This is a genomic window from Wolbachia endosymbiont (group B) of Rhopobota naevana (assembly GCF_947250615.1).
Taxonomy (GTDB): Bacteria; Pseudomonadota; Alphaproteobacteria; order Rickettsiales; family Anaplasmataceae; genus Wolbachia.
On record NZ_OX366333.1, the window covers coordinates 1,171,281 to 1,185,772 of the forward strand.

At 35.1% G+C, this 14,492-nt stretch carries 10 protein-coding genes and 1 pseudogene; 5 read left to right on the forward strand and 6 right to left on the reverse strand.

The annotated features are described in order from the left end of the window. Nucleotides 1-320: 320 nt before the first annotated feature. Nucleotides 321-1,691 carry a magnesium transporter gene (gene mgtE / locus OOL01_RS05625; RefSeq protein WP_064085731.1) on the reverse strand — a complete coding sequence of 457 codons (1,371 nt, stop codon included), beginning with the start codon at nt 1,689-1,691 and terminating at the stop codon, nt 321-323. Between the two features lie 155 nt (nt 1,692-1,846). Between mgtE and prfB the strand changes: the two genes are divergently transcribed. Further along, nucleotides 1,847-2,948, forward strand: a protein-coding gene (prfB, locus tag OOL01_RS05630) for a peptide chain release factor 2 (protein ID WP_250119949.1) whose coding sequence is annotated in 2 segments (ribosomal slippage) — nt 1,847-1,912 and nt 1,914-2,948 — 1,101 coding nt in all. Because the reading frame shifts where the segments join, the coding sequence is not laid out codon by codon here. A 174-nt stretch (nt 2,949-3,122) separates the two neighbouring features. Here the strand turns inward: prfB and OOL01_RS05635 are convergent. Further along, on the reverse strand, nt 3,123-4,409 hold the full coding sequence (locus OOL01_RS05635; RefSeq protein ID WP_264686544.1) for a Na+/H+ antiporter NhaC family protein: 1,287 nt from the start codon (nt 4,407-4,409) through the stop codon (nt 3,123-3,125). A 173-nt stretch (nt 4,410-4,582) separates the two neighbouring features. On the opposite strand from OOL01_RS05635, the gene OOL01_RS05640 reads away from it, so the two are divergent. Both OOL01_RS05640 and OOL01_RS05645 read left to right on the forward strand, forming a co-directional pair. Then, nucleotides 4,583-6,940 (forward strand): ankyrin repeat domain-containing protein, encoded by a 2,358-nt coding sequence (locus OOL01_RS05640; RefSeq protein ID WP_264686545.1) that lies wholly within the window; start codon nt 4,583-4,585, stop codon nt 6,938-6,940. Nucleotides 6,941-7,048: 108 nt separating this feature from the next. Beyond that, nucleotides 7,049-7,972: an RluA family pseudouridine synthase gene (locus OOL01_RS05645; RefSeq protein WP_264687258.1), complete on the forward strand. Its 924-nt coding sequence runs from the start codon at nt 7,049-7,051 to the stop codon at nt 7,970-7,972. A gap of 7 nt (nt 7,973-7,979) precedes the next feature. Here OOL01_RS05645 and OOL01_RS05650 read toward each other — a convergent pair whose 3' ends face one another. After that, the gene (locus OOL01_RS05650) at nt 7,980-9,242 is read right to left on the reverse strand and encodes an MFS transporter (RefSeq protein ID WP_064085500.1); all 1,263 of its coding nucleotides are present in this window, start codon (nt 9,240-9,242) and stop codon (nt 7,980-7,982) included. Nucleotides 9,243-9,277: 35 nt separating this feature from the next. Further along, on the reverse strand, nt 9,278-11,080 hold the full coding sequence (gene aspS / locus OOL01_RS05655) for an aspartate--tRNA ligase (RefSeq protein ID WP_264686546.1): 1,803 nt from the start codon (nt 11,078-11,080) through the stop codon (nt 9,278-9,280). 133 nt (nt 11,081-11,213) lie between these two features. Here aspS and OOL01_RS08550 point away from each other — a divergent pair, with 133 nt between their 5' ends. Then, entirely contained in the window at nt 11,214-12,539 is a 1,326-nt protein-coding gene (locus OOL01_RS08550) for an ankyrin repeat domain-containing protein (RefSeq protein WP_264686547.1), read from the forward strand. A 13-nt stretch (nt 12,540-12,552) separates the two neighbouring features. Here the strand turns inward: OOL01_RS08550 and ltrA are convergent. Together ltrA and OOL01_RS05670 are read right to left on the reverse strand one after the other, a co-directional pair. Then, nucleotides 12,553-13,659 (reverse strand): annotated as a pseudogene (gene ltrA / locus OOL01_RS05665) (group II intron reverse transcriptase/maturase); the annotation flags it as partial. A 52-nt stretch (nt 13,660-13,711) separates the two neighbouring features. Beyond that, the gene (locus OOL01_RS05670; protein WP_019078704.1) at nt 13,712-13,852 is read right to left on the reverse strand and encodes a hypothetical protein; all 141 of its coding nucleotides are present in this window, start codon (nt 13,850-13,852) and stop codon (nt 13,712-13,714) included. A 172-nt stretch (nt 13,853-14,024) separates the two neighbouring features. Between OOL01_RS05670 and OOL01_RS05675 the strand changes: the two genes are divergently transcribed. Further along, nucleotides 14,025-14,438 (forward strand): hypothetical protein, encoded by a 414-nt coding sequence (locus tag OOL01_RS05675; RefSeq protein ID WP_264686548.1) that lies wholly within the window; start codon nt 14,025-14,027, stop codon nt 14,436-14,438. Nucleotides 14,439-14,492: the final 54 nt, after the last annotated feature.

Sequence of the window (14,492 nt, forward strand, 5' to 3'; positions counted from 1 at the left end):
TTTTGACTTCTGACTAAAATAGATATATTCTTAAAAAATCGAGAATTGCTTTCTGAGTGATATACATAATACAATGCATCTAGCTCACACCCCATGTTTTCATTACGTTAGACTGCATTGTAGCTAAAAAGATCTAGCAAAGCAAGAATTTTTTTGCATACTTTAGCATCTTATTTTAGTTTTTATTTTAAAACTAAAGCAGCTCAGTTTCATGTACTTTTATTTCTTTATCGACTGTTATTTTTCTTCTTCAATGCATCTACGAGTAATGATAACGTGGACGGTAAAGCTTGTAAAGCAATTTTTTTATATAGCAAGATTCAGCTATTTAATAAAAAGATCGTGGCTAGACCAAAAAATATAAGAGCTGAGAGAATATCAGTTGTTGCTGATGTTAAGATTGAAGACGAAACAGCAGGATCGGATCTTAAACGATGAAGCATTATAGGAATGAAAGTTCCGATGAACGTTGCAATAATTGACATCATAATCATGGAGACCACAAAAATCATCTCCACTTTGACATTGTGAAACCTTATTGCTAACACTACTAATGAAATAGTAGATAAGATCACCCCGTTTATAAGACCTATTAAAAATTCTTTCATCAGTATTCTTTTTGCATTTTGCTCAGTTAGATATTTTGTTGCGATTGCCCGGATAGTTAGTGTTACTGTTTGGGATCCTGCATTTCCGCTCATCGATGCAATGATTGGCATAATTATTGGCAGTACTATAAAACTTTGTATTACGTTATCGAAAAAGCCAACTACTATAGAACATATTGTTGCAGCTAAGAGGTTAAACAGTAACCAAGGTAGTCTTTTAATTATAGTTTTATGTATAGGGGCATTTATATCAGATTTAGAAGATACACCGCTTATTTTAAGCACATCCTCTTCTGCTTCTTGTTGAACAATTTTGATTACATCTTCAATAAGGATTACACCTATAATTTTACCATTCTTATTTACTACTGGAGCTGATAATAGAGCGTAATCTTTAAATATTCTTGCTACTTCTTCTTGGTCCATTCCAGTTTTAATTATTTTTATATCTTGACTCATTATCTCTTTTATTATTGTTTCTCCTGAGTGAGATATTACCTTATTTAAGTTGAAAATGCCTATGGGTTCTAATTTTGAGTTAATGATGAAAATTTGATAAAATGTTTCTGGTATTTTTTTATAGTTGCGCAAGAATTCCATTAGCTGATTTATCGTCCAATAATATGGAGCTATAACCATATTTTTATGTATCAACCTTCCTGCACTTTCTTCTGGGTATGATAACAATTCCTCTACTAATTTTTGAGTTGCATTGGGTAAGTAGTTAAGTATATTTTCTATAGACTTTCTATCTAAATCTTTCACTATAGCTACTATGTCTTCTATATCAAGAAGCATTAGTAACTTTGCTGTATTTTCTATTCCCAATATTTCTATGATCTCTACTTGTAAATCTGGTACTACATGTACTAAGGCATCACTTAACAAATGTTGATCGAGGATATTAACTAATTTCTCCCTGTGATCACTGATCGAAGTAGATAAAAAATAAGCTAACTGAACGCTATCTATCGTTTTTACAATATTACGAACATTCTCTAATTCTTGATTATCGAGAGACTCTATTAAATCATCAATAGCCTTTTTGTCTAAACCATAATGAGAACTTGTTTTAATATTCATTACTTTACCTTATTTTTTTAATAAATATACACACTTGATTTTATTGAACATTCAAGTATAATAAAATTATTTTGAATTAACTATTATATGGTTAAATTTCTATTTTGTTTGCTGTTATTGTTAGTGATAATAAATATATTAAAGTCTAAAGTATAATGAAAACCCATCCAGAAATCCTTGAATACTTTCAAGGCTTAAATAAAAGTATTTCTCTTATCAGGAGGTGTCTTTGACATAGAAAAATTGAAGTTGCGTCTTGAAGAGCTGGATTCTCAAGCGTTGAATGATAATCTGTGGCAAGACAATCAAAAAGCACAAGAAATTTTAAAAGAACGCTCTAAAATTAAGCATGACATAGAATCGTTTTCAAAGCTAGAAAGCGATTACAACGATGCTATCAGCTTGATGAAATCTGCTATTGATGAGAATGATGAAGAATTTTTTTCTGAAGTTAAAGGTGAGTTAGTAAAGCTAGAGAAATTAATCAAACTTAAAGAGACAGAATCCTTATTTACTGGTGAAGCAGATAACAATAACTGCTTTTTAGAAATCCACTCAGGAGCTGGTGGAACAGAGAGCAATGATTGGACTGAGATGCTCATGCGCATGTATACAAGATGGGCAGAAATTTATCACAATTTTAAAGTTGAAGTTGTAGAAAAATTAGATGGTGATGCAGTTGGTATAAAATCTACAACAATAAAGATCATCGGAGAAAAAGCTTACGGGTGGGCAAAAAGCGAAAGTGGAGTTCATAGATTGGTTAGAATATCACCATTTGATGCAAATGGTAAACGTCATACCAGTTTTGCAAGTGTAGGAGTAACTCCAGTGATTGAAGATTCAATAGATATTGTTGTGGATGAAAAGGATTTAAAGATCGACACTTACCGTGCTTCTGGAGCAGGTGGTCAGCATGTAAATAAGACTGAAAGCGCGGTACGTATTACGCATATTCCAACAGGCGTTGTAGCTCAATGCCAAAATGGTCGTTCTCAACATAAAAATAAAGATGAAGCACTTAAACTACTTAAAGGACGTTTATATCAAATTGAATTGGAAAAAAAAGAACAGAAAATGGCCGAAGAATATGGCAAGAAATGCGATATAGGTTGGGGCAGTCAGATCAGATCGTATGTTATGCATCCATATCAAATGGTAAAGGATTTAAGGACTGGACATGAAGTTGGCAATATAAATTCCGTTTTTGATGGCAATATAGATTGTTTCATAGTTAGTGTATTGGAGTTAAAATGAGATTTATTAAAAAGCTAAGTTTTATGCTCTGCTAATAAGGGGAAAAGAAAATCAAAATCTATTGAGAAAAATGGAACAATTTTGTGAATATATCTATTATCCAAGTAGCTGATGAAAATGGCAACTCATTTCTTATGGGCACAAAAATGTAATATGAAGAGAAATCTTCGTACATTAAGTTGTAGCCGCGCAACGTCTGCCATTGATGATTATTTCACCTACTGTAACTGCTGCTAAAATAAAGCAGTAATAAACTTGTGTTAACAAAGAAATAGGTGAGACAGAAGCAATGCTACCTGCTAGCATCAGCTGGGAACCATAAGGCAAAATGCCTTTTGTAACGCAAGCAAAAATGTCTAACAAGTATGCACTACGGTATGACGGAATATTATGCTTTTGCGCGAGCCTTTTTGCAATATCGCCACTTAATAAAATAGCAATGGTATTATTAGCAACTAAAACAGTAAACATAGATGCTATGCCCGCTATTACAAATTCAGCTTTAGTTTTTGTGATATTGCTTTCATCGATAAGTTTGTGTAATGCCTTTTGACCCTGCTTGTACATTATATGACTCAATCCGCCAATAAATAGAGCAAATATCACTATCTCGTTTACTTTTTTGAAACCGTCATATATGTCATGAGAGAGTTGAATGATAGTATAGTCAAAAAAAGTCATCCCTAATACACTAGCAACAATTATATTTATAGTTATTGTTACTAAAGTAGTAACTTCAAATAACCCCATGATTATTAAAGAAATATAAGGAATAATCTTTATTACTGATAAATAATCTAAATTTGATGTAGGAATAATTTTTGTACTATCTGCCATAATTGCCAGATAGACAAGCGTTATAATGCTGGCAACAAATGCTACTTTAGAATTCACTTTAAGTTTATCCTTTATCGTGGCCCCCTGTGAAGAAACAGATGCAATAGTAGTGTCAGATATCATTGAAAGATTATCACCAAATACGGCACCTCCAACTACAGTTGCAGTTCCTATTTCAAGACCAAAAGCCCCACTTTTTGCTAAGTTAACAGCTATTGGTACCATTAATACAACAACTCCCATAGACGTACCAATTGCAGTTGATATAAAAGCGGAAGCCAAAAATACTCCAGGCAGTAGTAATCTTGCTGGAAGGAAATTGAGAATTAAATCAGCAACAGTATCTGCACTACCAATTGATTGAGTCACCACAGAAAATGCTCCAGAAAATAGAAAAGTTAAACACATAGTAAGGGTGTTTTTATCGCCCATACCCTCGATGACAGTATCGATGTTACGTTGAATTTTACCTGCACTGCATGCAACAGCAAAAAATAGCGCCGGTAGTAGGCAAATTACCGGTGAAACTTGGCGAAGCGGATTATCAATTCCAATAAAGGAAAAATAGACACCACTTCCAAGGTATAAGATTAAAAAAATAACCAAAGGAAAAAAAGCTGTCATTTTACTGCCTTAAAACCTATGATTATAATCAATTAAGTGGTTTCAGGCAAGCTTGGTTTTCTGTAAGTTAATAACAGTCCTTTTAGACTCTCAAGTTACGCTATGGAAAATGCGTTGACTATTCTACCATAATATATAGCATCAAAAAATACTCTATAGTATGAGGTAAAGCTATGGTAATGACATATGAACAGTGTAACCTAATATTAGGTGTAATTGATCAAGAGGTAAATTTAAGTAAAGACAATGTAATTGAAAGAATAAAAGAGCTATTAAAGGAAGTAAAGATACTAGGGCAAGCAGAAACATCAAGAATGTTAGAAGAGATATCGCATGGATTAGAAGTATCAGGCGAGAGTACAAGAGTACAAGAGACACAAGAGCCATTAAAAAAGAGACTAAAGGTGGTAAATGTACCGCAGACAAAAGAAGAAGTAAAAAAGATACTAAAGGAGTCAAGGGTATCAAATGCGCAACAGATGGTAAAAAGAATGCTAAAAAGGTTAGGTGTACAAGAGACATCAGAAGAATCAAAAGCAGTGGCGCTAGAGGATGTGCTAAATGCACGAAAGATCTCAGAAAAGGTACCAGTGATGCTAGATACACAAAAGATACTAGAAACACTAAATAGACTAAAGAAAGAAAGTGGAAATGTGTATAAAGAGTGGGAAGAAAATAAGTTTAATGTAAATTATTGGTTTGAAATAGATCGTTTGCATGAACGCTTTTCATACACGTTATTATATTTAGCTATTGATTTTGAGCTGAACAATTTAATCAATGCTATGCTTAAAGTAGAAGGAGTCGATATTAATGCAACAAGTCCGTTGTTCAAATGGACTGCTTTACATTGGGCTGTTGAAGATAGGAACATAGAAGTAGCACGCAAGCTAATAGAAAAAGGGGCAGATGTTAATCTGTTGGATTCATCTCAACGGACTACTTTATATCAGCCAGCTGTAAATGGCGATATAGAAATAATAAAAATCTTAGTAACGAAGAAGGTAAATCCTAATGTGGAAGATCTGATGAACTTGACTGCTTTATATGAAGCTGCCAGGAATGGCCATAAAGAAGTAGTAAGGTTATTAATGAATAATGGAGCAGATGTTAAGAAGAATGGGGCGCTTAAACTTACTCCTTTACATATTGCTGTTGCAAATGTTGATAGAGCAATGGTGGATTGTATAATAAAAAACGACAAGAATATCGACAAAAATATTGAGATAGTAGATGTATTTGGATGGACTCCTCTATATTGGGCTGTTACAAAGAACGATATTTCAATATTAGAAGACCTATTAAAGTGCATATCAGAACATGGAGCAGATGTTAATCTAGAGGATAATTTAATTGGACGATCTCCCTTACATATTGCTGCTACGAATGGTAATGTGGAAGCAGTAGAGCTCTTAATAAAATATGGAGCAAATGTTAACCATAAGGATGCATGGGGATGGACTCCTTTTAATTGTGCTGCTACAAAAGGCAATAGAAAAGTAATGTATTATCTAATAGCCCATGGAGCAAGTATTGAGACGAATGATTCACAGAAAATATTACTTTCTATTTGTCCATATAATTATCTAGAAGCAGTAACTACTATGATACAACTTGGAATATGGAAGGATGTAATGAAATTGATGGGAGCTGAGTTTTTACGTTGTGCTGCCAGACATGGTGATACACTAATGGTACATGCTCTATTAGAAGCTGGAGTAAATGCTAATGCAGATGATGATTTAGGATCAACTGCTTTACATAAAGCTGCCAAGTATAACCATCCGGAAGTAGTAAGGATCTTAATTTTATATGGAGTAGATGTTAATGCACAGGATAGCTCTGGGCAATCTCCTTTAGCTTATGCTGTCGAACGTAGACACTGGATAGTAGTAATGACCTTACTATGTTATCGCGCAAATACTTCATTGCCTGATCACTGTGGTGAAACTGTAAGAGATTTAGCTGAACGTCAAGGTATAAGTAATCTTCTAGTGGAAGCAGAACAAAGAGCAATAGCTATACTTACACAGCTTGACTTAGAATCAAGTATACTCAGAAACAAAAAATTAATGACAGTGCAACACATAGAATCACATATGTTGAGAGAAATAGAATCACATAATCTATCTATCAGCTTTGAACGTATGATAAGAGATCAAGCTAATCAAATTGAACAATTACAGTATAACGCTAAACTTAATGGAAAAGGAGTAGCACTTATAACTGACCGCATTAAATGTGTGCAGTTAGGGACTAACACTAAAGCGTGTCCAGATGAAATGGATGGAGTAAAAGAACAAATATTACATAGTCCTTACAGGTGGTCATATCGCACTAAAAATGTTAATGTAGGAAGAGTAACATCTTTAGCTAACGGCATTGAGTGTATGAAGTCAGGGCCTAACACTGAAGCGTGTCCAGGCCCTAGTACTAAAGAGCCTAATACTCACCTCTCTATGATCGAGAAACTATCATTGTTACCACTTTACTCAGCTGTAGGAAAATATGAAGCTGTTATAAAGAGTTAAATAATCCTCTAAATTCCAGCACGCAGCACTCGATGCAAGTAGCTGAAACTGAGGAGTACATTAGGTATGTTAGATTTTAGTTTACACAATAAAATTTTTATAAGTAAGATGTCAGAAGGTATCAAAACCATATTAGTAGAAGACAATAACGTTAGGCTCGATAGGTACATTAGAAGAATTTTTCCCAATTTGAAACAATCTGCAATTGAGAAGTCTTTAAGGAAAGGATTAATCAAGGTTGATAATTGCACGGCAAAATCCAGCGATAGAGTGAATTCTGGGCAAACTATAACGATAAGATACTTAGATTATATTGAAAACACTAATTCTGATCGTAAATATAATGAAAAATTAGTAAATTTACTGAGAGACAACATACTATATGAAGACGAGTATATATTAGCTATAAACAAGTCAGCAGGAATAATCGTTCAAGGCGGTATAAAGGTAAAAATTAGCATTAGTGACTTGCTTGACCAAATAAGAGAAGGGGAAGTATTTAAAATTGTCCATAGACTTGATAGAGATACAAGCGGAGTAATAATATTCGCGTGCAATGCCAGTGTTGCAAGATACCTTATGGAAGAATTTAAAGGACGGAGGATAAAAAAAACTTACCTAGCATTAACTTCTGGTATACCGAGCAAAGATAATGGAATAATAGACTACCCGTTGGTGAAAAAATATATTTCAGGGCAAGAAAAAGTAGTTATTGATGAAGACTCACCTCAAAATGCCACTACGCATTTTTCAATTATATCAAGATTAAAACATAATGTTGCTTATTTAAAATTACAACCAATTACCGGCAGGACACATCAGTTGCGTGCACATTTAGCTCATATAAATTGCCCTATTCTTGGTGACGGTAAATATGGTGGCAAAAAAGCTTTTATCGATGGGGTAGTAAATCAGATCCACCTTCATTCGCATTCTTTATCTTTAAAATTGCCAAATAATAAAGTAATCACTATTACTGCTCCTATCCCTAGGCACATCGAAAAATCTATTGAAGTGCTATCTTTCAACTGAAACGATTTCACCAATCAACTTTTCTATCTTTGGCTTTAATTTGAAGTACAGATATTAGGCTAATTAATGCACAGATAGTAAGATAAATGCCTGCTGCAAGTTTTGTTTCAGTTTTTTCTATAAGCCACATGCATATCGATGGAGAAAGGCCGCCAAAAATACCTGCAGATATGTTATGTGCGAGGCTAAAGCCAGTGCATCTAACTTTTGTTGGAAATAACTCGCAGGCGAGAGAATTATATATTCCAAAAGATGCGCCTATCGGCACACTTATTAATAGAAAAGTGAGCGTTACAATATAGTGGTTATCATTTGATAATAGCGAAAGTACCGGCAAACTGACACAAGCTAAAGCTAATAACGTAGGAATGATCACGTTTTTTCTTCCAACTTTATCAGACAGTATTGCAAACAGCACTGCAGACGTCCCAAATGTAATTTCAACCATAATCCTTACTACATTTTTAATATCAATATCTGAAAGAATAAGCTCTTTTACAGATATGTTGTAAAACATGATTACTGAATAAACAATTGCGTTTTGAGCAATGCCAAGTCCAATTGCTATCACAAATGCTCTTTTATAATTCTTGATTAATTCTAAAAAGGGAGAATTAGATAAGCTTTTATTTTGGTCATGAGTTTTATATGCTAGACTCTCTTCCATTATGTACCTTATTAAAAAGCCTATTACACCCATAACAGAGCAGAAATAGAAGAGCAACCTCCAGCCCCAAATTTCATAATTTTCACCTGTAAACTTTTTGCAAACAGCTATCATTACAAAGCATGTAATAGAACCAAGAGCACCACTAAAAGCTTTCATGCTACCTAAAAAGCCTAGATTTTTTTTATCGCTTGAATGCTCTATTAAAAAAGCTGAATTGATACTTGTTTCTCCACCTGCTGCCATTCCTTGTGTTATTCTACAAAGCAGAAGCAGCATAGGAGAAAATATTCCTATTTCTTTAAAGCTTGGTATAATCGCAATTGCAGTAGATGATATCGAAGCTAATATTACGGAAGTCAGCAAAATTTTCCTTCTGCCGTATTTATCTCCAATGTAACCAAAAATAAATGCACCAAGTGGTCTAAATCCAAATCCAATTGCAAAACTGCCAAGAAATTTGATTGTGCTTAAATAATCACTTTCTGAAGGAAAAAAAACGTTGCTTATTATATGCTTTAAAACTCCAAACAGAGTTACTTCATACCATATAATCATATTGCAGATTATGCTTGATAGTATTGCTTTTTGAATATTGTTCATAACTTCCAGTTTACCACACTCCGCTATAAAAATTTTTATTCAACAACCTTTAAAGACAACTCACGTAAATGCTTATCCTCTACTTTAGAAGGAGCACCCATTAGAACATCTTCACCTTGCTGATTCATAGGAAAACAGATTACTTCACGAATGTTCGGCTCATCAGCAAGCAGCATAACCATTCTATCAACCCCTGGTGCTATTCCACCATGAGGTGGCACTCCAAACCTAAATGCACGCACGAGCGCACCGAATTTTGTATCAACTTCCTCTTTACTGTAGCCTGCAATGGCAAAAGCTCTGTACATAATATCTAGTTTGTTATTACGAATTGCTCCACTTGACAGCTCTATTCCATTGCAAACAAGATCATATTGGTAAGCAAGGATATCCAGTGGATTCTTTTCTTCTAAATCTTTCAAGCCACCATGTGGCATAGAAAATGGATTATGAAAGAAATCAATTTTTTTACTTTTATCGTCATACGCAAAGTAAGGAAAATCAATCACCCAACAGAATTTGAAGATATTGTCATCTATAAGACCTAGTTCTGATCCCAAAAGAATACGCACTTTCCCTGCAATTATTGCTGCCTCATTCTCTTTGTCAGAAGCAAAAAACACACTATCTCCAGGCCCTACATTCGTTACTTCTCTTATGTAGTTTAGCCTATTGTCATCGAGGAATTTAGCAATCGGGCCTTTCGCAGTACCATCTTTATCAAACGTTATATATCCAAGGCCCTTAGCACCGAATTCTCTTTGCGCATGTTCTATCTTTTTATCAAAGAAGCTGCGTGGTTCCTCTGCTGTTTTAGGAGCAGGAATGGCTCTCACTACCATACCACGCTCGATATTGTTTTTGAAAATATTGAACTCTGAATCACAGAAAATTTCCGTAACATCGCTGATTAATAACGGATTACGCAAATCTGGCTTATCAGAGCCATATTTGAGCATTGCATCTTTGTATGTAATGCGTGGAAAATCTTTATCGACAGACTTGCGAGAAAATTTGGCAAATACTTTGTATAAGCTAGACTCAATAACCTGAAATATATCTTCTTGAGTCACAAAAGACATTTCAAGGTCGAGCTGATAAAACTCCCCAGGAGAACGGTCAGCCCTTGCGTCCTCATCACGAAAACAAGGTGCAATTTGAAAATATTTATCAAACCCTGAAACCATAAGCAACTGCTTAAAAATCTGTGGAGCTTGTGGTAATGCATAGAATTTACCAGGATTTAGTCTGCTTGGCACTAAGTAGTCACGTGCACCTTCAGGAGAAGAGGCAGTAAGTATTGGAGTTTGAATTTCCAAAAATCCTTGCTCTATCATGAGCCTCCTGAGCTCTGAAATGATCTGTGAACGCAGAATAATGTTGTTACGGGCTTTTTCACGTCTTAAGTCAAGAAAACGATATTTAAATCTCATGTTTTCTGGGTATTCTTGCTCACCGGCGATACTTGCTAATATACTCCTTTCTTCTTTTGCTATTTCTTCATCACAGTGGAACTCAACTTCCGATTCAACTTGTAAATTACTAACTATAACTTCAATTTCTCCTGTGGAAATAGAGCTATTTACCGTGTCTTCAGTTCTAGCTTTGACTATTCCTGTGACAGTAATCACACTTTCTGATTTTAAATTTGAAATTTCATCAAAAAAGTCTTTGTCATTATTGAATACCAGTTGAGTAATTCCATAAAAATCTCTTAAATCAACAAAGATTAGGTTACCATGGTCACGTTTACGGTACAGCCACCCAGAGAGAGTAACTTCCTTTTCTACATCATTCTTCCTTAATTCATTACACGCGTGAGTTTTATAGCAGTTCATTTAATTGAAATTTCTAGAATACAGAAAGATTATAAAATAAATTAACCTTTGGGCAAGCTAATATCTAAAAATCCTTTACAAACAATTCTGATTTGGATATAATTTTTTTGATTGTGTGTGTTGAGGTATACTTATGAATTCTGAAGAATTAGAGGAAATGTTGGCTAAAAAAAAGAGGGTGGATGCTGTAATAAAAGATCTTGTTGATACTGTTACCAAAAATGATTCAGAAAAAGTAAAGTCAATTTTTGAGAAAAATAGTTCCATTATTCGAGATGTTGTTACTGACGTTAATTCCCAAAGCGGTACAAATTTATTAGGTGATGCTGTTGATGAAGAAATAGCTAAGTATTTAATAGAGCAAGGTGTAAGTTTCAGCGCTGCAGTCAAAAAGGCGATTATGAAAAGAAATTTAGGGTTAGTAAAATCAATCTGTGAGATAAATAAATCAATAGCTAAACATGAGTTACAGCAAAATCCTGAGCCACTACAATCTGCAACTTATGATCACAAATTTAATGATAAAATTGCAAGGTATTTGATTGAACAAGGTGCAAATCCTAATGCAACTGATCATCTTGGTCGTTACTTACTTCATCTGCAAATTGCAAAAAGCAATTTCAAAGGAGCTAAGGCTTTAATAGAAAACGGCGCGGATGTTAACTTAATAAATCAAGAGGTAAAAAGCTATCAGAACTTAATTATTGGTGGTAGTGCTTTAAAGGGTGAAACTGCGTTGAATTTTGCAATTAGAATATATTACAAATATAAAGACATAGACGATCAAAAATCTGATGAAACCTTAAAATTTATAAGTTATTTAATAGAACAAAAAGCAAACTTAAATATTAAAGATTGTAATGAGATGGTCCCTTTAGATATTGCTATATTTCATAATTCTCCAAAGATAGTAGAATTATTGATAAAAGCTGGTGCTGATCTTAATGTTGGAAGGGAAAAAGCAGAAGGTGTCTTAAAGTATGCAATTACTGAAGGGCATATAGATATAGGGAAAGCTACAATTCGATATATTTTGGAACATGACTCACACTGGTTAACAACTTCAAATAAACCAGATCTTCTCAATGACCAACAAGAGTTATCAGTCTACTGGGACGAATATAAAGCTCAAGTTAAAGAACTTCATGATATAGTGGAAGATAGAATTGACTTGACTGGTGACGGCTCTACCCGTCCTATAATGAGAACAGTGAGTGGCTTTTTAGATCATGAAAGTAGAAAAAATCTAGTAAGGAGAGTAGACCGGCGGAGCTTCCCCACCAGTCTCTCGCAGAACTGCACGGAAACCTCTCGGCTTATACAGCTCCCATTATTTAGCCTTTTGATCCTAACCCAAGTGTCCAATGATAGAAAATACTTGGAGACCTCTTTCTCACTTTTCCTAGAAATTGCTTTGCTAGTCTTCCGTGATCACGAAGTTTCTTATATTTTGTCCTGACCCATCTTATGAGGTATCTCTCTATATTTCTAAGAGATGGATACATCTCTGATTTATAAAACCTGCCATAGTACTGAAACCAGCCTCTGACTATTGGATCTATCTTCTTCGATATTTCCTCTAGTGTGGTCCATGTAATCCGATGTATTCTCCATGACTTTATGGTTTTCTTGATCTTCTTCTTGGCTTTGTTACTAATTGCAGGTAGAAATGAGATGAAATAATTCCTCATCTTATTCTTTGCTACTCTAGGTCTAAAAGTATAACCTAGAAAATCAAAGCTTTGTTTAGGAAATTGTTCTTTTCTATCATCATCCTTACTGTACACAATCTGTGTCTTTTCAGGATGTAACTTCAATTTACACTTAGCCAATCTTTCTTCAATCATTACTTTCATAAATCCTGCCTGTCTTTTAGTTCTGCAGTGCACTATCGCATCATCTACATATCTTTCAAATGGTACTGTTGGATAATTTTGTTTCATCCACATATCAAACGCATGGTGCATAAATATGCTTGAAATGATTGGGCTTATAGAACCTCCTTGCGGAACTCCTTTATCCCTTGTTACCCTACTGCCATCTGCTTGCTGAATGGGGGCTTTCATCCACCTCTCAACATACAGTATGACCCATTTGCAGTCTGTGTGTTTCTTGATAGCCTGCAGTGCTAAATCGTGGTCCAGATTGTCGAAAAATCCAGATATATCAAGATCTACCGTCCAATCATTTTTCCAACATCTCTTCCGTGCTGTGTATACCGCATCCAGCGCAGACTTATTTGGTCTATAACCATATGAATCTTCGTGAAATTTCGGTTCTACTAACGGCTCAAGATACATTGTAGCTGCTGTTTGCGCTATTCTGTCGAATACTGAAGGCACACATAAAATTCTTTGCCCTCCTGTATCTTTTGGTATCGCAACAGCTTTTACCGGCTCTGGAAAATAACTTCCGGATGACATCCGATTCCATAATTTGTATAGATTATCCTTTAGATTTTCTTCAAACTTTGTTATCGAGACCTCATCTACACCTGCTGCACCTTTATTTTTCGATACTTGTTTATAAGCTCTCCAAATAAGTTGCTTCGGTATATCAAAAGACTTTGTTTTATTCATTGACTCCTCCCTTTCGGTTGATAAATAATTAAAACTAAATAACTTAGCCCCTTCACTCCATTTCCATTACAGAAACTTCTTCGCTACTACGAGCTAATCCGCCCCTGTTTTTCGCATCGGTACTCTCATCCTCAGAGATCAGCTCTTTGGACTTCTCCCTTTTCATCGAAACGACAGGTTCCCGTAGTTCCATGCAATAGCCTAAAATAGATTCACGCCACTTTTATGCCGGACGCCACCTACCCAGTAAACAAGCTCCCAGTAGATTCATCCCAGGTTAACGACTACCCCCTGGTTTTGACGTCGTCTCTACGCTTTCGACACTTCATCAGTGGTTCACTTGCGTTCGTCTCTCTATTTCATACATGACACATAATTGTGCCTTTTCCATAACGCTCACTACCTTAGCTCTTTACCAAAGCAGCTTATGGCTGTTTGAAGCCTGCTCTTGCAAACCGGCTCCGAGGGGCCCTCCCTCATCTACTGCACAGCTTCAACACTTTCCGTGTTTCTACGGCGCACAATCATCATTCATATCTAGTGCTGAGGCACCAGAAAATTTTTGTCCGAGAAAGCTGGCTGTTATAAGTGTAGCTGCAATAACTTGCGCTTTAGCATTATATTTTCTTGCTCCATTAATCATTGGGTCTTCTGCTGGAATTGGTACTCAACTAGCATTAGGAGCTGTAGGTGCAGTTGTAGGTGGTGGAATTGGAATCTTGACCAATGTGGCAATAGATCAATGCTACGTTAATTCAGCTACTCAGAAAGCTGACTAAAATTAAAGCGCCATAGATTGCTAAAACTCCATAATTGTGGAGTAATATAATGTT

Bases quoted from the DNA above. Each gene is read 5' to 3' on its own strand.
- mgtE (WP_064085731.1), bottom strand. From the start codon at position 1,691: ATGAATATTAAAACAAGTTCTCATTATGGTTTAGACAAAAAGGCTATT.
- OOL01_RS05635 (WP_264686544.1), bottom strand. From the start codon at position 4,409: ATGACAGCTTTTTTTCCTTTGGTTATTTTTTTAATCTTATACCTTGGA.
- OOL01_RS05640 (WP_264686545.1), top strand. From the start codon at position 4,583: ATGGTAATGACATATGAACAGTGTAACCTAATATTAGGTGTAATTGAT.
- OOL01_RS05645 (WP_264687258.1), top strand. From the start codon at position 7,049: ATGTCAGAAGGTATCAAAACCATATTAGTAGAAGACAATAACGTTAGG.
- OOL01_RS05650 (WP_064085500.1), bottom strand. From the start codon at position 9,242: ATGAACAATATTCAAAAAGCAATACTATCAAGCATAATCTGCAATATG.
- aspS (WP_264686546.1), bottom strand. From the start codon at position 11,080: ATGAACTGCTATAAAACTCACGCGTGTAATGAATTAAGGAAGAATGAT.
- OOL01_RS08550 (WP_264686547.1), top strand. From the start codon at position 11,214: ATGAATTCTGAAGAATTAGAGGAAATGTTGGCTAAAAAAAAGAGGGTG.
- OOL01_RS05670 (WP_019078704.1), bottom strand. From the start codon at position 13,852: ATGGAACTACGGGAACCTGTCGTTTCGATGAAAAGGGAGAAGTCCAAA.
- OOL01_RS05675 (WP_264686548.1), top strand. From the start codon at position 14,025: ATGACACATAATTGTGCCTTTTCCATAACGCTCACTACCTTAGCTCTT.